Genomic DNA, 20,483 nt, shown 5'->3' with positions numbered 1-20,483 from the left:
GATCTATGACCAAACCCGTGTCGCTGGATGTGACCGGCCGCCAGGTCACCATCACCCATCCAAACAAGGTCGTTTTTCCTGATCACGGCGCCACAAAGCTCGATCTGGTCCGTTACTACCTGAGCGTGGCCGACGGTGCCCTGCGTGGCGTGGCCGGTCGCCCGATGATCCTGAAGCGATTCGTCAAAGGCATCACCGAAGAGGCGGTCTTCCAGAAACGCGCGCCTGCCAAACGGCCCGACTGGGTGGACGTCGCGACGCTGCGCTACGCCTCAGGCACCTCGGCCGACGAGGCCGTCATCCACGACGCCGCCGGGCTGGCCTGGGCCATCAATATGGGCTGCGTGGATCTGAACCCACACCCGGTGCTGGCCGACGATCTCGATCATCCCGACGAGCTGCGGGTCGACCTGGATCCGATGCCCGGGGTCGACTGGCGGGGCATCATCGAGGTGGCGTTGGTGGCCCGGGAAGTGCTCGAAGACCACGGACTGACCGCATGGCCCAAGACGTCGGGCTCGCGGGGCTTTCACATCTACGCCCGAATCGCCCCGCGCTGGCCGTTTCCCAAAGTCCGGCTCGCTGCGCAGACGATCGCGCGGGAGGTCGAACGCCGGGTGCCCGACCTGGCAACCAGCCGGTGGTGGAAGGAAGAGCGCCAGGGCGTGTTCGTCGACTTCAACCAGAACGCCAAGGACCGCACCGTCGCTTCCGCCTACTCGGTGCGGGCCACGCCCGACGCGCGGGTCTCCACGCCACTGCATTGGGACGAAGTCCCCGACTGCCAGCCGGAACGCTTCACCATCGACACCGTTCCCGGCCGGTTTACCGAACTAGGCGACCCCTGGGCCGGGATGGACGACGCGGTGGGGGGCCTCGACGAGCTGCTGGCCCTGGCCGACGAGCTGGGTCCCCCGGAGAAGGCGCCGCGCGGGGCCAAGAAGAGCGCCGACGGGAGGCGGCAGTCCGTGATGCCGCTCATCGAGGTCGCCCGGACCAAGACCAAGGACGAGGCGATGGCCGCCCTGGACACCTGGCGCGCTCGCCACCCCGCCGCGGCGCAGCGGCTGCAGCCGGCCGACGTCCTGGTCGACGGGATGCGCGGTCCCAGTTCGATCTGGTACCGCATCCGGATCAACTTGCAGCACGTGCCGGTTGCGGAGCGTCCCGCACAGGAGGAATTGATCGCCGACTCAACCCCTGGCCCGCCCACCCGTCTCGCAAGTAGGCCGCGTAACTAACGGTCAGGTAAGGCACGCGATACTCTCACGCTGTGACGGGGTTGAGTCGGCGAGGATTCCTACAGCTCGCCGCGGCCGCAGGTCTGCTCACGGCGTGCTCCGGATCCAAACCGTCGCCGGGATCGCCTGGGGGCGGCGGGGTGACGGTCACGCACCTGTTCGGACAGACGGTCATCAAGCAACCGCCCAAGCGTGTGGTTAGTGCCGGTTACACCGAGCAGGACGACCTGCTCGCGCTCGGCGTGGTGCCCGTTGCGGTGACCAACTGGTTTGGCGACCAGCCCTACGCGGTGTGGCCGTGGGCTCAACCCAAACTTGGTGCGGCACAACCGGTTGTGCTCAGTCTGGACAATGGCATTCAAGTCGATCTGATCGCCGGCCTCAAGCCGGATCTGATCGTGGCGACCAACGCCGGTCTGGACGCCGACACTTACCAGAAGCTGTCGGCGATCGCGCCGACCATCGCGCAGTCCGACGGTGATGCGTTCTTCGAACCGTGGAAAGACCAGGCCACCGCCATCGGTCAGGCGGTGTTTCAAGCCGACCAGATGAAGTCCCTGATCGAGGCCGTCGACCGCAAGTTCACCGATATCGGCCAGCAGAACCCTTCCTGGAAGGGGAAGAAGGCGCTGCTGATGCAGGGCCGGCTATGGCAGGGCACGGTGGTTGCCGCGGCGGCGGGTTGGCGAACCGACTTCTTGAACCAGATGGGCCTGGTCGTCGCGGAAAGCATCAAGACATACGTCACCGATCATCGCGCGGTGATACCCCGTGACCACATCAAAGAAGTGCTCGATTCCGCCGATGTGGTGATCTGGTCGACGGAAAGTCCCGAGGAGGAGCAGGCTCTGCTCGCCGACCCGGACGTGGCGGCAGCACAGGCGACCGCGCAGCAGCGCCACATCTTCACCACCAAGGAACTGGCCGGTGCCATCGCCTTCGCCTCGCCGTTGAGCTACCCGGTGGTCGCCGACCAACTGGGCCCGCAGCTGAAGAAGATTCTGGGTTGAACAAGCGCTGCATGAGCGTTTGCTAAGGCACCTCTGGCAGTGCTCGAAAGTTGCTGGCGGACGGTCCGTTTGCGGCGCTACCGTGAATTATGAGTGTGACGGAGATCACTGAAATCCCAAGAGAGCCCGGGTTGGCCTGCTGCGTCCTCGACTACGGCGACCAAGCGTTGCTGCTGCAATGTGACAGCACCGGCGACGTCTTGGCCTGGACCGAAGCGCTGCGGGCGGCGCGGTTACCCGGCGTGGTCGACATCGTGCCGGCCTCGGTCACCGTGCTGGTGAAACTCGACGGCCCGCGTTTCCAAGGCGCGACGCGCCAACGGATCCGAAAACTGCGCCCGGCACCGCTGCTGCAAGTCGATCAAGGCGACCCGGCTCGGGACCTCGTAATCGACCTCGTGATCGACGTCGTCTACGACGGCCCGGACCTGGCCGCGGTGGCCGAACACACGGGCCTGAGCACGGCGCAGGTCATCAACGCGCATACCAGCAGCCGGTGGCGGGTCGGGTTCAGCGGGTTCGCACCGGGTTTCGCCTACCTGATCGGCGGCGACGAGCGCCTCCGGGTGCCGCGGCGGGCCGAGCCGCGCGCCTCGGTACCGGCCGGGTCGGTCGGTCTCGCCGGTGAATTCAGTGCGGTCTATCCGCGCAAGTCACCCGGGGGGTGGCAGATCATCGGCCACACGGACGCGGTGATGTGGGACATCGACGGTCTAGGGGACCGACCCGGCCCGGCGCTGCTCACGCAGGGCATGTGGGTCCAGTTTCGGCCCGCGTGAGGAGGATTGAGATGACAACTCTGGAAATCCTGCGCACCGGACCGTTGGCGGTGATCCAGGACCTCGGTCGAACGGGGCTGGCGCATCTCGGTGTCGGCCGGTCCGGGGCCGCCGACCGCCGCTCACACACGCTGGCCAACCGACTGGTCGCAAATCCGGATGACTGGGCCACCGTCGAGGTGACCTTCGGCGGGTTGACCGCCCGGGTCCGCGGCGGAAACCTCGACATCGCGGTCGCCGGCGCCGACACCGACGCGACTGTCGACGGAGTTATGTTCGGCAACAACAGCATTCACCACGTACACGACGGAGAGCTGATCTCCCTCGGCACACCTCGGACCGGACTGCGGACCTATTTGGCGGTACGTGGTGGCATCGGGGTAGCTCGGGTGCTGGGCTCGCGCAGTTACGACGTGATGTCAGAAATCGGACCGTTGCCGCTGCAACCCGGCGACGTGTTGCCAATCGGCGAACACAGCGACGACTACCCCGAACTCGACCAGGCTCCAGTCGCCGCGATCGCGAGCCACCTGGTGGAACTGCAGGTGGTGCCCGGGCCACGCGACGACTGGCTGACCGATCCGGACGCCCTGGTGCACACCATTTGGATGGTCTCCGACCGTAGCGACCGCGTGGGCATGCGACTGGAAGGCCGACCGCTGCAGCACCGCTGGCCCGATCGGCAACTACCCAGCGAAGGTGTGACCCGCGGCGCGATCCAGGTGCCGCCCAACGGATTACCGGTGATTCTTGGCCCCGATCATCCGATCACCGGCGGCTACCCGGTGGCCGGCGTGGTGATCGACGCCGACATCGACAAGGTCGCCCAGGTGCGGCCCGGCCAGTATGTGCGGTTGCACTGGTCGCGGCCCCGCTCCGCGGTGTAGACATGGTTCGTGCACACCGCACGCCTGGTACACACCGCTGATCTGGACAGCTGCACCCGCGAGCGCATCTGCCAGATGGTCACCGCGGCGTTCGCCGGTGACTTCACCGAAGCTGACTGGGAACACGCCCTGGGTGGGATGCACGCGCTGATCTGGCACCACGGCGCGATCATCGCGCACGCTGCGGTGGTACAACGGCGACTGATCTACCGGGGTAGCGCACTGCGCTGCGGCTACGTCGAAGGCGTTGCGGTACGCGAAGATTGGCGCGGGCAGGGTTTGGTGCGGGCGCTGCTCGACGGCGTCGAGCAGGTCATGCGGGGCGCCTATCAACTGGGTGCGCTCAGCTCGTCGCTGCAAGCCCGCGGACTGTACGCCGCCCGCGGCTGGTTGCCCTGGCAGGGTCCGACCTCGGTACTGACTCCCACCGGCCCGTCCCGCACGCCCGAGGACGACGGGACGGTGTTCGTCCTACCGGTCTGTGTGACCCTGGACACCTCCGCGGAGCTGATGTGCGACTGGCGCGACGGAGACGTCTGGTAGTCCCCTCACAGGCGTTGTGTCATTGCGGTGATCGGAAATTCACACGTGCGGGCACTTCGGAGAAGCGCCCGGGCAACAAAGGATTCCTAGCGTGACATCTCAAGTCAATGACGTTAGGAGTCTTCATGTCTGCCCGTTCGCATGTCATTACCGAATGGGATCCCGAGGATGAGGTGGCCTGGGAGGCCGGCAACAAGAACATTGCTCGACGCAACCTGATCTGGTCGGTGGCGGCCGAACACGTCGGGTTCTCCATCTGGTCCATTTGGTCGGTGATGGTGCTGTTCATGCCCACAGCGGTGTACGGCTTCTCCGCCGGAGACAAGTTCCTGCTGGGCGCCACCGCGACCCTGGTCGGCGGCTGCCTGCGCTTTCCGTACACGTTCGCCACCGCGAAATTCGGCGGTCGCAACTGGACCGTCTTCTCGGCCGCGGTACTGCTGATTCCCACCGTCGGCAGCATCTTCTTGCTGGCCAATCCCGGCCTACCGATGTGGCCGTATCTGGTGTGTGCCGCCCTGGCCGGACTGGGCGGCGGCAACTTCGCCTCGTCGATGACCAATATCAACGCGTTCTATCCACAGCGCCTCAAGGGCGCCGCGCTGGCCCTGAATGCCGGTGGCGGCAACCTCGGGGTGCCGGTGATCCAGTTGATCGGCCTGCTGGTGATCGCGACCGTCGGCGAGCGTCAGCCCTACTGGGTGTGCGCCGTGTACCTGGTGTTACTGGCTGTGGCCGGCATCGGCGCGGCCGTCTATATGGACAACTTGGCGCAGTACCGCATCGAGTTGGACACCATGCGCCGGGTACTGTCCGAACCCCACACGTGGGTGATCTCACTGCTCTACATCGGCACCTTCGGATCGTTTATCGGATTTTCCTTCGCGTTCGGCCAGGTGCTGCAGATCAACTTCATCGCCGGCGGTCAGAGCACCTCACAGGCCGCGTTGCACGCCGCCCAGATCGCCTTTCTGGGACCACTATTGGGGTCGCTGTCGCGGGTGTACGGCGGCCGGCTGGCCGACCGCGTCGGCGGCGGGCGGGTGACCCTCGGCGTCTTCTGCGCAATGATCCTGGCAGCCGGAATCCTGGTCAGTGTAAGCACTTTCGGTGAGCGCCACAGTGGGCCTGTCCCCGCCTCGATGATGGTGGGCTACATCGCCGGCTTCGTGGCGCTGTTCATCCTGTCCGGCATCGGCAACGGCTCGGTCTACAAAATGATCCCGTCGATCTTCGAGGCGCGCAGCCATTCGTTGCGGGTCAGCGAAGCCGAGCGTCGGCAGTGGTCGCGCTCGATGTCGGGTGCGCTGATCGGATTCGCCGGCGCGATCGGCGCGCTGGGCGGGGTCGGGGTCAATCTCGCTCTGCGTCAGTCATATTTGAGCAGCGGCACCGCGACGTCGGCGTTCTGGGTATTCGTCGCCTTCTATATCGGTGCCTCGGTGCTGACTTGGGCGATCTATGTTCGCAAACCGCTGCCTTCGGCCCATCACGCGCAGGACGGCGCGGCCACCGGCTTGGCTTATGTTTGATGTAGCACTGTTTGAAGTAGCACTGTTTGATGTAGCACTGTTTGAAGTAGCGCCCGGTTGTAACGAATCTCACTCGAATAGAGCGTAATTCGGATATTTCAGGTATCTGCCAGAAAACTCGGATTCAACTTTCAGTCGATATCGGCCGAATCGAGTTGACTGCCTTGCGTTCTCGGTGTGAGCATCGAACCGACAGCGGCGCAGGGCCTCTCGATCGCTCGCGCCTTCAGGGTTCTTCAACACGCCCGGAAAGGTAGCCGACCGTATGGGCCGCAACCCTCACCTCACCGACTGGAATCCCGAAGACACGGCTGCCTGGGAGGCGGGGAACAACGCGATCGCGCGCCGCAATCTGCTCTGCACGATGGCCGGTGACCACGTTGCATTCTCGATCTGGTCACTGTGGTCGGTGATGGCGCTGTTCTTGCCCGTATCGGTCTACGGCATCTCGGCGGGCGACAAGCTCTTGCTCGGTGCGGTAGCAACACTTGCCGGCGGCTGCGCACGGATTCCGTACACGTTGGGCATCGCCAGGTTCGGCGGACGCAACTGGACGGCATTCTCGGCATTCGTCTTGCTGATTCCTACCGCCGGCACCATAGCGCTGCTGGCCAATCCCGGCCTGCCGCTGTGGCCGTATCTATTGTGCGCGGCCATGACCGGGCTGGGTGGCGGCAACTACGCGGCATCATTGGCCAACGTCAACGCCTGCTACCCGCAACGGCTCAAGGGTGCCGCGCTGGCCGTCAACGCCGGTGTCGGCAACCTCGGCGTCGCAGTGATCCAGCTCGTCGGACTGCTGGCGCTCGCGGCGGTGGGCCACGCGGCGCCGTACTGGGTGTGCGCGATCTACCTTGTGCTCCTAGCTGTCGTCGGCATCGCCGCGGCACTGTTGATGGACAACATCGACTACACCATCGAATTGCGCACCATGCGGTCCATCTTGTTCCTCCGGCACACCTGGGTGATCTCGCTGCTCTACGTCTGCACTTTTGGATCCTGGATCGGCTTCGCATTCGCGTTCGGCCAAGTGTTACAGGTCAACTTCGCACAACACGGTGAGACCGCGCGGCACGCTGCCTTACATGCGGCGCAAATCGCGTTCGTCGGGCCGCTTTTGGGTTCGCTGTCCCGCATTTACGGCGGTCGCCTGGCCGACCGTATCGGTGGTAGCCGGGTAACCCTAGGCGTGCTGGGCGGGATGATCGCGGCGGCCGCATTGCTGGTGGGCCTCAGCACACACGACGACCTGCATCCCGGCGCTGGTGCCGTCACGTTGGTCGGCTACGTCGTGGGCTTCTTCGCGTTGTTCATCCTGGCGGGCATGGGCAACGGCTCGATCTTCAAGTTGATCCCGTCCATCTTCGAAGCACGTAGTCGCTCTTTGGATGTCAGCGAGGCGGAACGCCGACACTGGGCGCGCGCTATGTCGGGGTCGCTGATCGGATTTTGCGCGGCCGTCGGCGCACTCGGCGGTGTGGGTATCAACCTGGCTTTGCGGGAGTCCTACCTGCACAGCGGAACCGAGACTTCGGCGTACTGGATGTTCCTGGGTTCCTATCTCGTCGCGGCATGGCTTACCTGGACGATGTATGTGCGCCGTCCCAGCATCCGTGTGACGAACAACGCAGCCGAGGGCAATGCCGCAGCAATTGCGAGGTAACGCTGCGGAAATGTGGCGGGCATATAAGAGTCAAATGGCCCAGTCACCGTCTGCGCCACTTGCTGGCTACCGAATTGCAGTCACCTCAGCTCGCCGTGCGGAAGAGCTGTGTGCATTGCTGCGTCGTCATGGGGCCGAGGTTTCCAGCGCCGCGGCGATCAACATGATCGCGCTACCCGACGACGACGAGTTGCATGCCAACTCAGAAGCGTTGATCGCCGATCCGCCAGACATTCTGGTGGCCCATACCGGCATCGGCTTTCGCGGCTGGGTGGCCGCGGCCGAAGGTTGGGGACTGGCCACCGAGCTCCTCGAGTCGTTGTCGTCGGCTCGGATTATCTCTCGTGGACCGAAAGCGACGGGCGCGCTGCGCGCCGCCGGACTGCGCGAGGAGTGGTCGCCGGAGTCCGAATCCTCGCACGAGGTATTGGAATACCTACTCGAGAGCGGCCTCCAAACCGGTCTGGCCGGTAAGCGCATCGCCGTTCAGTTGCACGGGGCCGCTGACGGTTGGGACCCGTTCCCGGAATTTCTCGGCAGCCTGCGAGACGCGGGTGCCGAGGTAGTGCCCATCCGGGTATACCGCTGGAACCCAACGCCATTGGGTGGCGAGTTCGATCAGTTGGTCACCGGTATTGCCCGACGGCAGTTCGACGCAGTAACTTTCACGTCTGCTCCCGCGGCGGTCGCGGTCCTGGAACGCAGCCGGGAATTGGAAATCGAGGACCAGGTGTTGGGAGCGCTGCGCAACGGCGTGCACGCGATGTGCGTGGGTCCCGTCACCGCGCGACCATTGATCCGTCGCGGTGTGCCGACCTCGGCGCCTGAGCGAATGCGCCTGGGCGCGTTGGCCCGTCACATCGCCGAGGAACTGCCGCTACTGGGTTCGTGCAGCGTCCACGCCGCCGGTCACCTGGTCGACATCAGGGGCACCTGCGTGCTGGTCGACGGTTCGGTCAAAACCGTGTCGGGCTCGGGAATGGCGATACTGCGCGCGCTGGCGCACCGACCCGGCGATGTCGTCGGACGGGCGGAGTTGCTGCGCTTGCTGCCCGGCAACGGCGGCGATACCCACGCGGTCGACACCGCCGTGCTGCGCCTGCGAGCGGCCCTGGGCGACAAGAACATTGTGGCGACGGTGGTCAAACGGGGCTACCGGTTGGCCCTCGATGGTGAGCACGACGCCGCATGAGCCTGATCCTGACCGCCCACGGCACCCGCAGGGCCACCGGGGTCGCCATGATCGGCGACCTGGCCGCCCAGGTGAGCGCACGGCTGGACCGCACCGTCCATGTCGCCTTCGTTGATGTCTTGGGGCCCACACCCAGCGAGGTGCTATCCAGTCTGGACACCGAACCGCGGCCCGCGATCGTGGTGCCGGCGTTTCTATCTCGCGGCTACCATGTCCGCGCCGACCTCCCCGCCCACATCGCCGCCAGCGGCCACCCCAACGTCACGGTCACGCCCGCCTTGGGACCAGGTCCGGAGATCACTCATATACTCAGCCGACAATTGGCGGAATCCGGTTGGCGGGTCGGCGATTCGGTGATCCTTGGGGCGGCAGGTACGTCAGATCACCGGGCCCGCAGGGACTTACACCACGCCGCGGCCCTACTGTCGGCGCTGACCGGGTCCCGGGTGGATCTGGGATTCGCGGCTGTCGGATCGCCGACCGTGCCCGAGGCCGTCGCCGCCGCGCGAGGCCGGGGCGCACGGCGCGTCGTGGTCGCCTCGTATCTGCTGGCCGACGGACTGTTTCAAGAGCGGCTGTACCAAAGCGGTGCCGATCTCGTGACGCGACCACTAGGCGCCGATGCCGGACTGGCCAGGCTGGTGGCGAACCGATTCCGGCGTGCCGCCCTGCCCGGCGGTCCGGCAATCAACCGGCTTTGCCGTCAAAGCACGCTCTCACCAGCGACGCTTGATCTTTCGTGATAACCACGTAATCCTGGCAACATGGCCCGAAACGAAGAGCCCTCGCGCGGGCTCCTCGACGACGTCGCGAAGATGCTGCGGTTGCCCTTCAGCACACCGGAGTTCATCGACCGCATAGTCACCGGCTCGGTGAATCAGGTAGGACGCCGCACGCTGTACATGCTGATCACCACCTGGGACGCGGCCGGCGGCGGGCCGTTTGCGGCCAGCGCCATCGCGTCGACCGGTTTGTCCAAGACTGCCGAGATCGTGCAGTCGATGTTCATCGGTCCGGTGTTCAACCCGCTACTCAAGACGCTGGGGGCCGACAAAGTCGCCGTCCGGGCGTCGTTGTGTGCCTCGCAGTTGGTCGGGTTGGGCATCATGCGCTACGGGGTGCGCTCCGAACCGCTGCACTCGATGACGGTGTCGCAGATCGTCGATGCGATCGGTCCGACCATGCAGCGCTATCTCGTCGGAAAGATCGACTGACCGCTCAGGCGGCGGCCCGCTGCGCGCCAATCCGTGCGATCTGGACGCGGCCCTCGGGCGTGACACGGGCCGGATACACCGGCACCGAGACGCGCGGGTCTTCCAGGCAGGAGCCGTCGTCCAACGCGAAAGCCTGCTTGAGGATCGGCGATTGGACCGTGACGCGCCCGGCCCGGTCACCGACGATCCCGCGGGACATCACCGCCGCGCCGGAAAACGGGTCCAAGTTGCCGACCGCGTGCACCGAGCCGTCGTCGAGCCGGAACAGCGCCGCCTGAGAACCGTCGTCGAGGAGGACACCGACACCGCGGCCCGGGATCAGGCGGTCGTATTCACATGCAGTGGTCCACGCCTGAATGTGGTTGAAGGTCTTCATCTTTCATTTCCTCTCTGCTGGCTATGAGTCTGCTGGTTACGAGTCTGTTGGTTACGAGCGAAACCGCGGGATCCCAATGGGGACAGGCACTTTGCGTCCGGCACGTTCGGTGAAGGTCACCGTCGGGTCGACGGCGTCGGGGGCGTTGACGAAGGACACGAACCGCGACAACTTGTCCGGGTCCTCGAGCACGCCCTTCCATTCGCACTGGTAGTTGGCGACGTGGCGCTCCATCGCCGCTTCGAATTCGTCGGCCAGACCCAGCGAGTCGTCGCAGACCACTTCGCGCACCTGGTCCAGGCCAAGCGATTCCACCCACGGCGCGGTGCGCTGCAACCGATCAGCCGTGCGGATGTAGTACATCAGGAACCGGTCGATGTAGCGGACCAGCGTCTCGGTGTCCAGATCGCTGGCTATCAGCTGAGCGTGCCTGGGTGTCATCCCGCCGTTGCCGCCGACGTAGAGATTCCAGCCCTTGTCGGTGGCGATGATGCCCACGTCCTTGCCGCGTGCCTCCGCGCATTCGCGCGCGCAACCGGAGACACCCAGCTTGATCTTGTGCGGGGCCCGCAGCCCGCGGTAGCGCAGTTCCAAGTCGATGGCCAGCTGCACCGAGTCCTGCTGGCCGTAGCGGCACCAGTCGCTGCCCACGCAGCTTTTCACGGTTCGCAGTGCCTTGCCGTAGGCGTGACCGGACTCCATCCCGGCGTCAACCAGACGCTTCCAAATCTCCGGCAGCTGGTCTACCCGGGCGCCGAACAAGTCGATGCGCTGCCCGCCGGTGATTTTCGTGTAGAGACCGAAGTCCTGGGCGATCTGCCCGATCAGGATCAGATGCTCGGGCTTGATGTCACCGCCGGGCACCCGCGGCACCACGGAGTAACTGCCGTTCTTTTGGATGTTGGCCAGGAAGTGGTCGTTGGAGTCTTGCAGCGCGGCCTGCTCGCCCTCCAGGATGTGGTCCGAACCGGTGGACGCCAGGATCGACGCGACGACGGGTTTGCAGATGTCGCAACCCCTTCCGCGACCGAAGCGCTCTAGCAGACCGGAGAAGGTACGAATCTCGGTGGCCGAAATGATCTGGAAGAGTTCGGCGCGTGACTGCCCGAAATGCTCACAGAGCGCCTTGGACTGTTCGACGCCTTCGGCTTCCAGCAACTGCTTGAGCAGCGGCACGCACGAACCGCACGAGGTGCCGGCCGTCGTGCACGCCTTGAGGCCGGCGACGTCACCGCACCCATTGGCGATGGCGCATTTCAGGTCACCTTTGGTGACGTTGTTGCAGGAGCAGATCTGCGCGGAATCCGGCAGCGCGCCGATGCCGAGCGCACCGGCCCCGTCACCGGAGCCGGCCGGTGCGATGAGCGCCAGCGGGTCCCCGGGCAGTTCGCTTCCGACCATTGGACGCAACACCCCGTAGGACGATGCGTCGCCGACCAGCACCCCGCCGAGCAGCGTCTTGGCGTCGTCGGAGAGCACCAGCTTGGCGTAGGTGCGGTTGACCGCGTCGTTGACGACGACCTCGAGGCAGTCCTGCGTGGTGCCCATCGCGTCACCGAAGCTGGCTACGTCGACGCCGAGCAACTTGAGTTTGGTGGACAGGTCGGCCTCACCGAATTCCGCGACACCGTCGAGCAAGCGGTCGGCCACCACTTCGGCGCTGGTGTAGCCGGGCCCGACCAGTCCGTAGCAGCGGCCCTCGATGGCTGCCACTTCGCCAACCGCGAAGATGTCGGGATCGCTGGTACGGCAAGCGATGTCAGTGAGAACGCCACCGCGTGCGGCGGTTTCCAGTCCGGCCGTGCGTGCGAGCTCGTCGCGCGGCCGGATGCCGGCCGCGAAGATCACCACACCCGCGTCGATGACCTGGCCGTCGCCGAGTCGGACCCGCACCGACTGTGTTCCGTCCGAATGCGTAACGGACTCAATGGAGTCGGTCCCGACGCCGAGGTGAATGTCGATTCCGAGTTCGCCGATCATCCGGGCCAGCAGCGCACCGCCCGCTTCGTCAATCTGCTGTGCCATCAACCGCGGCATCATCTCGACGACGTGTGTATGTAACCCGAACTGGCGCAGGGCATTCGCGGCTTCCAGGCCCAGCAGCCCGCCGCCGATCACCACTCCGGCGTCGGGACGGCCGGAGTTCATGGTGCACAGAGCGCCGGCGCGGATGGCATCGAGATCGTCCAGGGTGCGGTAGACGTGGCACAACGGCAGATCGTTGCCGGTGACCGGCGGCACGAACGCATACGAACCGGTCGCCAGCACCAGCGCGTCGTAGCCGTGACGCTCGCCGTCGGCGGTGACCACTGTCTTTGTGGCACGGTCGATCTCGGTCACCTTGGTGTTCAGCAGTAACCGCACCCGCTCGTCACCTGCATAGCCGTTTCCGGGCAGTGCGAGCAGGTTGCGGTCCCAGCTCTCGGTGTATGTGGTCAGTCCGACGCGGTCATAGGCGGCGTCGGCTTCCTCGGCCAGCACGGTGATGTGCCAGGTGCCAGCAGTGTCGCGGGCGCGCAGCGCCTCGACGAAACGATGACCCACCATGCCGTGGCCGACCACCACGACGCGCCGCTGGGCGCGCGCGGGAGTAACTCCGGCAGAAGACATGTCATGAGATTACGAAGCTCTTGTTGCCGGAAATGACGCGAAATGTGACGCATGCATCACGCCGTCCTCACAACTGTCAATCGTCTGTGTGACGTCGTTCGCTCAGGGCGAACGTCCAGGTGGAACTTTAGCGTAGGCGACTCAGGTTTAACCGGGTAGCCGACCATTGCAGCGTCGGGCACAGCTAACTCACATGGAAGAGTAAGGAGACGTCAATGAGCAATTTGACATTGTGGTCGCGTCCGGCGTGGGACACCGATCGTTGGCTGCGGGATTTCTTCGGCCCCGCATCTCTTGATTGGAGCAGGCCGGTGACCAGCGGTTTCAACCCCGCTGCCGAGATCGTCAAGGACGGCGAGGACGCGATAGTACGGCTGGAGTTGCCGGGTGTGGACGTCGAGAAGGACGTCAACGTCGAGGTGGAGAACGGCCGCCTAGTCATCCACGGCGAACACCGCGACGAGCACTCCGAGGAGCGGGACGGACGCAGTTTGCGCGAGATCCGCTACGGATCGTTCCGGCGGTCGTTCAAGCTGTCGGCGCACGTCACCGGCGAGGACATCGCGGCGTCCTATGACGCGGGCGTGCTCACCGTTCGCGTCGCCGGTGCCCACAAGGACCCGGCCGGTGCGCAGGCTCAGCGCATCGCGATCACCAAGTAGACCCGCGACGAGACGCGAAAGCACCCGAAAGCACCTGTTTTCGGGTGCTTTTGCGCCTGCTCGGCACTATTGCCAGCGGGCCAGCAATTCGTTGGCGCGAGCGGACAACGCATACTGCAGGAACGGGCCGAAACTGACTCGGGCCACGCCGAGCGGGCCGAACGACGCTGGATCGTCGGAATCGGGCAGCGCAATCGCGTTCACCGGCAGCGGCAACTCAGTTGCCAAGCGCCGCAACGTCTCCGGCTCCAGGCGGCCGACGGGGTAGAGCACGTCAGCGCCGGCCGCGGCCGCCTCGTTGAGCCGCGCAACGGCCCGCTCGACCCGGTCCGACTCGGCGCCGTCCTTGCGCAGGAACAAATCGGTGCGGGCGTTGACGACCACATGGACACCGGCCGCGTCGGCGGCAGATCGCAAGGCGCCCACCAATTCCGCGTGCTCGGCCGAGCTTCGCAACCGGCCGCCATCGGAGTGCACGGTGTCCTCGATGTTGAGTCCGACGGCCCCAACCTCCAGTAGACCGTCGATCAACCGCGCGGCCGGCAGGCCGTAGCCGGACTCGATGTCGACCGATACCGGGACGTCCACCGCCGCGGTGATCTGGGCGACTCGGGCCAGCACGTCGTCGAAGGACATGCCCTCGTTGTCGGGCTTGCCGATCGAGTCGGCCAGCGGATGGCTACCGACTGTCAGCGCGGAAAACCCGGCATTTGCCGCCAACTTCGCCGACCAGGCGTCCCACACCGTGGGCAGGATGACCGGGTTTCCCGGTTGGTGCAGCGCGAGCAAGTCGCGCGCGTGTCGGGCGAGCTCAACCGGCATGACTGGAAACCCTTTCGGACGGCGGGACACGGTCTACCCGACAAGCAGAACTGGCAAGGGCGAAGACAGCGGATAGTATCGGTGGACGTACTGTGATCCGTAACACCTCCGGCCCAGGGAGCATCGTTTGTCCACCACCACTGAACTCACCGAACTGCACGACTTGATGAGGGGTATGCGGCGGTGCGTCACCTCGCTGAAGTCGCGGTACGGAGACAACCCGGCGACGCGTCGCATCGTCATCGATGCCGACCGAATCCTTTCCGACATCCAATTACTCGACAACGACGTTGCCGAATTGGATCTCGCACGCGCCACCGTGCACCAATCCGGCGAGAAGATCGCAATCCCGGACACCCAGTACGACAGCGACTTCTGGCGCGATGTCGACGACGAGGGTGTCGGAGGTCACCACCGGTCTTAACAGCCAAGCCCGGCTAAATTGCGGGCACTCATTCTGTGTACCCTTCGAGCTACAGCCCGTTCGAAGAGGAACAACACATTAGATGAGCGCACCAACGGCGAGCCGTCCTGAGTCCGGCGTCTTTTCAGCTACCCGCGCCCGAATTGGGCAAAAAACGCTGCGCACCGATAGGTGGTGGTGGCAGCCGCTGCGGATCAACCTCGGCTTCGCCGCGTTCGTCATCTACGCGACGGCACGCGCGTTCCAGCAGGAACACTACTTCGTCCCGAAATACCACTACCTGACGCCGTTTTACTCGCCGTGTGTCAGCACGGGATGCCTCCCAGAGGCCAGCGAGTTCTGGCCACAGTTCCTGCCCGACGTGTGGTGGCTGCCGTATGCGGCAATGACACTGCCATTCCTGCTGCTGTTCCGGTTGACCTGCTACTACTACCGCGGCGCCTACTACCGCACGGTGTGGCAGTCGCCCACCGCCTGCGCGGTGGCCGAGCCGCGCGTGCACTACACCGGCGAGACCAAGTTCCCGCTGATCATCCAGAACACCCACCGCTACTTCTTCTACATCGCAGCCATCATCTCGGTGATCAACACCTACGACGCGATCGTGGCGTTCCAATCCGAGGACGGTCCGGGTGGATTCGGTTTCGGCCTGGGCAACCTGATCCTGCTCGGCAACGTCATCATGCTGTGGGTCTACACGCTGTCCTGCCACTCATGCCGGCACGTAACCGGTGGCCGGCTCAAGCACTTCTCCAAACACCCGGTGCGGTACTGGTTCTGGACCCAGATCAGCAAGATCAACGAGCGTCACAAGCTGTACGCCTGGATCACCCTCGGCACGCTGATGCTCACCGACTTCTACGTCATGCTGGTGGCCAGCGGAGCCATCAGTGACCTGAGATTCATTGGCTAATAGGCCAATTCATCAATTGCAATAAGCTGAGTGAGGTTCCATGGTTGAGGTCGAACGGCATGCCTACGACGTAGTCGTGATCGGTGCCGGCGGCGCAGGGTTACGCGCGGTCATCGAAGCGCGGGAGCGCGGCCTGAAGGTCGCAGTGGTGACCAAATCCCTGTTCGGCAAGGCACATACGGTAATGGCCGAGGGCGGATGCGCCGCCTCGATGGGCAACGCCAACCCGAAAGACAACTGGCAGACCCACTTTGGCGACACCATGCGCGGCGGGAAGTTCCTGAACAACTGGCGGATGGCCGAGTTGCACGCCAGAGAGGCACCCGACCGCGTCTGGGAGCTGGAGACCTACGGCGCGCTGTTCGACCGCACCAAAGACGGCCGAATCAGCCAGCGCAACTTCGGTGGGCACACCTACGCGCGGCTGGCGCACGTCGGCGACCGCACCGGCCTGGAATTGATCCGCACCATGCAGCAGAAGATCGTGTCGCTGCAGCAGGAAGATCACGCCGAGTCCGGTGACTACGACGCCCGGATCAGGGTGTTCGCCGAATGCACGATCACCGAATTACTCAAAGACGGCGACTCGATCGCCGGCGCCTTCGGCTACTGGCGGGAAACCGGCAAGTTCGTGTTGTTCGAAGCACCCGCGGTGGTGCTGGCCACGGGCGGCATCGGCAAGTCGTTCAAGGTGACCTCGAATTCCTGGGAGTACACCGGAGACGGACACGCGCTGGCACTGCGCGCCGGCGCCACGCTGATCAACATGGAGTTCGTCCAGTTCCACCCGACGGGCATGGTGTGGCCGCCCAGCGTGAAGGGCATTCTGGTCACCGAGGGTGTCCGTGGTGACGGTGGAGTCTTGAAGAACTCCGAGAACACCCGCTTCATGTTCGACTACATCCCGCCGGTGTTCAAAGGTCAGTACGCCGAAACCGAGAAAGAAGCCGACGAGTGGCTCAAGGACAACGACTCGGCGCGTCGTACCCCGGACCTGCTGCCCCGCGATGAAGTGGCGCGTGCCATCAATTCGGAGGTCAAAGCTGGCCGTGGCACCCCGCACGGCGGGGTCTACCTGGACATCGCATCCCGGCTGACGCCGGCGGAGATCAAGCGCCGCTTGCCGTCGATGTACCACCAGTTCATGGAGTTGGCCGAGGTCGACATCACCAAGGAAGCGATGGAGGTCGGGCCGACCTGCCACTACGTGATGGGCGGCGTCGAGGTCGACGCCGACACCGGTGCCGCCAAAGTGCCCGGGCTGTTCGCCGCGGGTGAGTGCTCCGGCGGCATGCACGGTTCCAACCGGCTCGGCGGCAACTCGCTGTCTGACCTGCTGGTCTTCGGCCGTCGGGCCGGGCTGGGCGCCGCCGAGTACGTGGCGGCGCTGGACAGGCGGCCGGCCGTCTCGTCGGACGCGATCGACGCGGCCGCCGAGTTCGCCCTCAAGCCGTTCTCCGGTCCGACCGATGGCTCGGCCCCGGAGAACCCGTATGCGCTGCAGATGGACCTGCAGCACGTGATGAACGACCTGGTCGGCATCATCCGCAAGGAAGACGAGATCACCAAGGCGCTCGCGCACCTGAAGGAACTGTGGGCGCGCTACGCGAACGTGCAGGTCGAAGGCGAACGCCGGTACAACCCCGGCTGGAACCTGGCGATCGACCTGCGCAACATGTTGACGGTCAGCGAATGCGTAGCGCGGGCAGCGCTGGAGCGTACCGAGAGCCGTGGGGGCCACACTCGCGACGACCACCCGGGCATGGACTCGGGGTGGCGCAACACGTTGCTGGTGTGCAAGGAGGCCTCGAACGGCGCTGACGGGGAGCACATCACCATCACCCGTGAACCGCAGATCCCGATGCGGCCCGACTTGCTGGAGCTCTTCAAGATCTCCGAACTGGAGAAGTACTACACCGACGAAGAGCTGGCCGAGCACCCGGAACGGAGAGCGTAATGGCGTACAACGCGAGCATGCAGGTCTGGCGCGGCGACGAGAGTAGCGGTGGGCTCGAAGAATTCACTGTCGAGGTCAACGAGGGTGAGGTGGTCCTCGACGTCATCCACCGGTTGCAGCAGACGCAGACCCCCGACCTCGCGGTGCGGTGGAACTGCAAGGCCGGCAAGTGTGGGTCCTGCTCGGCGGAGATCAACGGCCGGCCCCGGCTGATGTGCATGACCCGGATGTCGACGTTCGAGGAGAACGAGGTCGTCACCGTCACTCCGATCCGGACTTTCCCGGTGATCCGCGACCTGGTGACCGACGTGTCGTTCAACTACGAGAAGGCGCGGGAGATCCCATCGTTCACGCCGCCGAAGGACCTGCAGCCCGGCGAGTACCGGATGGCGCAGGTCGATGTGCAGCGCTCCCAGGAGTTCCGCAAGTGCATCGAATGCTTCCTGTGCCAGAACGTCTGCCACGTCATTCGTGACCACGAGGAGAACAAGCAGGCGTTCGCCGGGCCGCGCTATCTGATGCGAATCGCCGAGCTCGAGATGCACCCGCTGGACACCATGGACCGGCGGGATCTCGCTCAGGAGGAGCACGGTCTCGGTTACTGCAACATCACCAAGTGCTGTACCGAGGTCTGCCCCGAGCACATCAAGATCACCGACAACGCACTCATTCCGATGAAAGAGCGGGTCGCTGGCCGCAAGTACGACCCGGTCGTGTGGCTGGGTAACAAACTGTTCCGGCGTTAGTCGTCGAAGGCTGCCGGGTATCCAGCCGAAATGGTAGATCCCACCGGCATTGACGAGATCAAGACCGCCATCGACGAGATTTCCGCGCGCGTAGACCTGGCACGCAAGGAAGGCCGGGAGGCCGACGCTGCCGAAATGGAGCAGCGTATCGACGGTTTACGCAAACGAATCGACGACCGCTCACCGACCTAGGCCGGCGGGGCCGCTATACGCCGAGCCGCCGAAACACGCTGCGGTGGAACACAATCGGGGCAACCTCGGCGTCCACGGTGATCTCGCTGACCCGCAGCACCACAATGGTGTGGTCGCCGGCTGGAATCAACTGCTCGATCGCGCTTTCCAACCACAGGCCGGTGCCTTTGATGAAGACGGCGCCCGAGTCCCGCGCTTCCGTCTCCAAACCGGCAAACCGGTCACCCGTTTTCGCCGCCAGGGTGCGGGCCGCCTCGTCGTGCGACTCGCCCAGCACGCTGATACCCAGCGTCGGCACCCCCTTGAGCTTGGGCCATGTCGTCGAGGTGTTCTGTACGCAGAACGAGACCAGCGGCGGATCGAGCGAGACCGGAACAAAAGTGCTGGCTGCAAGGCCTTCGCGGACGCCCTCGACCAGGGCGGCAATGGCGATCACACCACAGGGGAAGTGGCCGAAGGCCTCACGTAGTGATGTCGGCGTCAGGTTGTTGTTCGGGTTCACCGGACTTCATTCGCTCCTCGAGCCGAGAACGGGATTCTCGTTAAGGCAGCCTACCCGGCTGGCCGGCGCCGGCATATCCGTGCCGCGCTGCCACATCCGGGTGGGCACGCAACCGGCTTTTCCACGCATTGCGGCCGTACACGGCGTAAATCGGATCGGCCGGGTCGTGCAACGGTGCCGCTCTGCCGGCCAGCTCGGGCGGCAGGGACAACACCGGTATCTGTGCGTCCAGCCGGGGGTTGAAGAAATACGGCACCGAGATTCGCTCACGGGTCGCGCCGCCCAAGTTCACCCGATGTTCGGTGGCCCTCAGGTAGCCGCCCGTCGCAAGCTCGAGCAGTTCACCGATATTGACGATGAACGCACCGTCGACCGCAGGCACGTCGACCCACCGATCCCGTCGTCGCACCTGCAGACCCCGACTGCCCGGCTCAGCCAGCAACAACGTCAACACCCCGGAGTCCTTGTGCGCACCGACGCCCTGCGCACTGGCGGCGCGCCGCGGGTAGCGCACCACTTTTATCAGGGTCGCGGGCTCCTCGGCGAAGGCCGCCTCGAACACATCGGCGGGGCTGCCCAGCGACTCCGCCCAGTGCTGCAGCAGGGTGCGGGCTACCTGCGACAACGCGACATCCCATTCGGCGACGATCGCGGGCAGCTCGGGCAGTGCGGCCGGCCACTGATTGGGACCTTGCAGCCAGAGATATTCAGGCTTGCCGGGACCGCCGATCGGTGGACGTTCGGGCCCGATATCGATCTGCTCGCGCCAGTCCACTTCCCCGCGGGTCAACTCGCCGCCGAGCCGGGTGTAACCGCGAAAGTGCGGGCTGCGCACCATCGCAATCGCGTCCTTGTCGGCCTGCGGCAGGGCGAACAGCCGCCGGGCCACGTCGAGCAGTGCCGCAACCAAGTCGTCGGGCACTCCATGACCGGTCAGATAGAAGAAACCCACCCGGTGAGCCGCCTCGCGCAGGGCGCTGCGAAGGCTGGCCGAATCGGCGCTGATATCCACTATCGGAAGTGCGGTGACGCTCCCCACATTTGTCATCCTGCCCATCATCGTCGCAGGTGAAAGGGGATGCCAGGGACGGGGTCACCACCATCCCAACCGGTTGGTTAGTTAGCCGGTGAAATATAGCTCACAGTCACTTGCGTTGAAGTTACTGATCGGTATATTTTAACGGAGTTACTGGTGGGTAACTTAGCCCTAGTACCCAA

21 protein-coding genes are annotated in these 20,483 nt (G+C 64.9%); 16 read left to right on the top strand and 5 right to left on the bottom strand.

Going from position 1 to position 20,483, the window contains the following annotated elements; translation table 11 throughout:
• The first annotated feature begins 5 nt into the window (after positions 1-5).
• The 10 genes from A5634_RS24670 (at position 6) to A5634_RS24625 (ending at position 10,061) form a co-directional block, all read left to right on the top strand.
• Positions 6-1,241, top strand: coding sequence for a DNA polymerase domain-containing protein (locus A5634_RS24670; protein ID WP_065146653.1), 1,236 nt, complete (start codon positions 6-8; stop codon positions 1,239-1,241).
• Between the two features lie 32 nt (positions 1,242-1,273).
• On the top strand, positions 1,274-2,251 hold the full coding sequence (locus A5634_RS24665) for an ABC transporter substrate-binding protein (protein WP_155769711.1): 978 nt from the start codon (positions 1,274-1,276) through the stop codon (positions 2,249-2,251).
• An 89-nt stretch (positions 2,252-2,340) separates the two neighbouring features.
• Complete coding sequence (locus A5634_RS24660; RefSeq protein WP_065146652.1) at positions 2,341-3,030, top strand: 5-oxoprolinase subunit B family protein; 690 nt, start codon at positions 2,341-2,343, stop codon at positions 3,028-3,030.
• Between the two features lie 11 nt (positions 3,031-3,041).
• Positions 3,042-3,917, top strand: a complete 876-nt coding sequence (locus A5634_RS24655) for a 5-oxoprolinase/urea amidolyase family protein (RefSeq protein WP_065146651.1) — start codon at positions 3,042-3,044, stop codon at positions 3,915-3,917.
• 9 nt (positions 3,918-3,926) lie between these two features.
• Positions 3,927-4,460 (top strand): GNAT family N-acetyltransferase, encoded by a 534-nt coding sequence (locus A5634_RS24650; protein ID WP_065146650.1) that lies wholly within the window; start codon positions 3,927-3,929, stop codon positions 4,458-4,460.
• Positions 4,461-4,585: 125 nt separating this feature from the next.
• Positions 4,586-5,992, top strand: a complete 1,407-nt coding sequence (locus A5634_RS24645; RefSeq protein WP_065146649.1) for a nitrate/nitrite transporter — start codon at positions 4,586-4,588, stop codon at positions 5,990-5,992.
• Between the two features lie 265 nt (positions 5,993-6,257).
• Positions 6,258-7,655, top strand: a complete 1,398-nt coding sequence (locus A5634_RS24640; RefSeq protein ID WP_065146648.1) for an MFS transporter — start codon at positions 6,258-6,260, stop codon at positions 7,653-7,655.
• A gap of 34 nt (positions 7,656-7,689) precedes the next feature.
• A complete protein-coding gene (locus tag A5634_RS24635) occupies positions 7,690-8,847 on the top strand; it encodes a uroporphyrinogen-III synthase (RefSeq protein WP_065146647.1) in 1,158 nt (385 codons plus the stop codon).
• Complete coding sequence (locus A5634_RS24630) at positions 8,844-9,590, top strand: sirohydrochlorin chelatase (protein WP_065146646.1); 747 nt, start codon at positions 8,844-8,846, stop codon at positions 9,588-9,590. The genes A5634_RS24635 and A5634_RS24630 overlap by 4 nt, the downstream gene beginning before the upstream one ends.
• Positions 9,591-9,611: 21 nt before the next feature.
• The gene (locus tag A5634_RS24625) at positions 9,612-10,061 is read left to right on the top strand and encodes a hypothetical protein (RefSeq protein ID WP_065146645.1); all 450 of its coding nucleotides are present in this window, start codon (positions 9,612-9,614) and stop codon (positions 10,059-10,061) included.
• A 4-nt stretch (positions 10,062-10,065) separates the two neighbouring features.
• Here the strand turns inward: A5634_RS24625 and nirD are convergent, their stop codons facing one another.
• Both nirD and nirB read right to left on the bottom strand, forming a co-directional pair.
• Entirely contained in the window at positions 10,066-10,437 is a 372-nt protein-coding gene (nirD, locus tag A5634_RS24620; RefSeq protein WP_065146644.1) for a nitrite reductase small subunit NirD, read from the bottom strand.
• A gap of 51 nt (positions 10,438-10,488) precedes the next feature.
• Entirely contained in the window at positions 10,489-13,047 is a 2,559-nt protein-coding gene (gene nirB, locus A5634_RS24615) for a nitrite reductase large subunit NirB (protein WP_081290643.1), read from the bottom strand.
• Between the two features lie 215 nt (positions 13,048-13,262).
• Here nirB and A5634_RS24610 point away from each other — a divergent pair, with 215 nt between their 5' ends.
• Complete coding sequence (locus A5634_RS24610; protein ID WP_065146643.1) at positions 13,263-13,709, top strand: Hsp20/alpha crystallin family protein; 447 nt, start codon at positions 13,263-13,265, stop codon at positions 13,707-13,709.
• Between the two features lie 66 nt (positions 13,710-13,775).
• Here the strand turns inward: A5634_RS24610 and A5634_RS24605 are convergent, their stop codons facing one another.
• Positions 13,776-14,531 (bottom strand): isocitrate lyase/PEP mutase family protein, encoded by a 756-nt coding sequence (locus A5634_RS24605; RefSeq protein ID WP_065146642.1) that lies wholly within the window; start codon positions 14,529-14,531, stop codon positions 13,776-13,778.
• A gap of 127 nt (positions 14,532-14,658) precedes the next feature.
• Here A5634_RS24605 and A5634_RS24600 point away from each other — a divergent pair, with 127 nt between their 5' ends.
• From A5634_RS24600 to A5634_RS28795, 5 genes are all read left to right on the top strand, one after another.
• Positions 14,659-14,955: a hypothetical protein gene (locus tag A5634_RS24600; protein WP_065146641.1), complete on the top strand. Its 297-nt coding sequence runs from the start codon at positions 14,659-14,661 to the stop codon at positions 14,953-14,955.
• 82 nt (positions 14,956-15,037) lie between these two features.
• Positions 15,038-15,868 (top strand): hypothetical protein, encoded by an 831-nt coding sequence (locus A5634_RS24595; RefSeq protein WP_065146640.1) that lies wholly within the window; start codon positions 15,038-15,040, stop codon positions 15,866-15,868.
• Between the two features lie 40 nt (positions 15,869-15,908).
• Complete coding sequence (locus A5634_RS24590) at positions 15,909-17,825, top strand: fumarate reductase/succinate dehydrogenase flavoprotein subunit (RefSeq protein ID WP_065146639.1); 1,917 nt, start codon at positions 15,909-15,911, stop codon at positions 17,823-17,825.
• Complete coding sequence (locus tag A5634_RS24585) at positions 17,825-18,571, top strand: succinate dehydrogenase/fumarate reductase iron-sulfur subunit (protein WP_065146638.1); 747 nt, start codon at positions 17,825-17,827, stop codon at positions 18,569-18,571. The genes A5634_RS24590 and A5634_RS24585 overlap by 1 nt, the downstream gene beginning before the upstream one ends.
• A gap of 30 nt (positions 18,572-18,601) precedes the next feature.
• Positions 18,602-18,763 (top strand): hypothetical protein, encoded by a 162-nt coding sequence (locus tag A5634_RS28795; protein ID WP_172831783.1) that lies wholly within the window; start codon positions 18,602-18,604, stop codon positions 18,761-18,763.
• A gap of 13 nt (positions 18,764-18,776) precedes the next feature.
• Here A5634_RS28795 and A5634_RS24580 read toward each other — a convergent pair whose 3' ends face one another.
• Positions 18,777-19,265 carry a flavin reductase family protein gene (locus A5634_RS24580; RefSeq protein WP_065146637.1) on the bottom strand — a complete coding sequence of 163 codons (489 nt, stop codon included), beginning with the start codon at positions 19,263-19,265 and terminating at the stop codon, positions 18,777-18,779.
• Between the two features lie 40 nt (positions 19,266-19,305).
• On the bottom strand, positions 19,306-20,313 hold the full coding sequence (locus tag A5634_RS24575; protein WP_155769710.1) for an isopenicillin N synthase family dioxygenase: 1,008 nt from the start codon (positions 20,311-20,313) through the stop codon (positions 19,306-19,308).
• Between the last annotated feature and the right edge of the window lie 170 nt (positions 20,314-20,483).

Origin of the sequence: Mycobacterium asiaticum, assembly GCF_001673365.1 — a bacterium.
Lineage (GTDB): Bacteria > Actinomycetota > Actinomycetes > Mycobacteriales > Mycobacteriaceae > Mycobacterium > Mycobacterium asiaticum_A.
The sequence above is the reverse complement of the archived record's forward strand: the minus strand, read 5'-3'. Positions and strand labels throughout refer to the sequence as shown.

What these genes read in the sequence shown, in the direction of transcription:
- A5634_RS24670 (WP_065146653.1), top strand. Translation starts at nt 6, where the DNA reads ATGACCAAACCCGTGTCGCTGGATGTGACCGGCCGCCAGGTCACCATC.
- A5634_RS24660 (WP_065146652.1), top strand. Translation starts at nt 2,341, where the DNA reads ATGAGTGTGACGGAGATCACTGAAATCCCAAGAGAGCCCGGGTTGGCC.
- A5634_RS24655 (WP_065146651.1), top strand. Translation starts at nt 3,042, where the DNA reads ATGACAACTCTGGAAATCCTGCGCACCGGACCGTTGGCGGTGATCCAG.
- A5634_RS24645 (WP_065146649.1), top strand. Translation starts at nt 4,586, where the DNA reads ATGTCTGCCCGTTCGCATGTCATTACCGAATGGGATCCCGAGGATGAG.
- A5634_RS24640 (WP_065146648.1), top strand. Translation starts at nt 6,258, where the DNA reads ATGGGCCGCAACCCTCACCTCACCGACTGGAATCCCGAAGACACGGCT.
- A5634_RS24635 (WP_065146647.1), top strand. Translation starts at nt 7,690, where the DNA reads ATGGCCCAGTCACCGTCTGCGCCACTTGCTGGCTACCGAATTGCAGTC.
- A5634_RS24630 (WP_065146646.1), top strand. Translation starts at nt 8,844, where the DNA reads ATGAGCCTGATCCTGACCGCCCACGGCACCCGCAGGGCCACCGGGGTC.
- A5634_RS24625 (WP_065146645.1), top strand. Translation starts at nt 9,612, where the DNA reads ATGGCCCGAAACGAAGAGCCCTCGCGCGGGCTCCTCGACGACGTCGCG.
- nirD (WP_065146644.1), bottom strand. Translation starts at nt 10,437, where the DNA reads ATGAAGACCTTCAACCACATTCAGGCGTGGACCACTGCATGTGAATAC.
- nirB (WP_081290643.1), bottom strand. Translation starts at nt 13,047, where the DNA reads ATGTCTTCTGCCGGAGTTACTCCCGCGCGCGCCCAGCGGCGCGTCGTG.
- A5634_RS24610 (WP_065146643.1), top strand. Translation starts at nt 13,263, where the DNA reads ATGAGCAATTTGACATTGTGGTCGCGTCCGGCGTGGGACACCGATCGT.
- A5634_RS24605 (WP_065146642.1), bottom strand. Translation starts at nt 14,531, where the DNA reads ATGCCGGTTGAGCTCGCCCGACACGCGCGCGACTTGCTCGCGCTGCAC.
- A5634_RS24595 (WP_065146640.1), top strand. Translation starts at nt 15,038, where the DNA reads ATGAGCGCACCAACGGCGAGCCGTCCTGAGTCCGGCGTCTTTTCAGCT.
- A5634_RS24590 (WP_065146639.1), top strand. Translation starts at nt 15,909, where the DNA reads ATGGTTGAGGTCGAACGGCATGCCTACGACGTAGTCGTGATCGGTGCC.
- A5634_RS24585 (WP_065146638.1), top strand. Translation starts at nt 17,825, where the DNA reads ATGGCGTACAACGCGAGCATGCAGGTCTGGCGCGGCGACGAGAGTAGC.
- A5634_RS28795 (WP_172831783.1), top strand. Translation starts at nt 18,602, where the DNA reads ATGGTAGATCCCACCGGCATTGACGAGATCAAGACCGCCATCGACGAG.
- A5634_RS24575 (WP_155769710.1), bottom strand. Translation starts at nt 20,313, where the DNA reads ATGACAAATGTGGGGAGCGTCACCGCACTTCCGATAGTGGATATCAGC.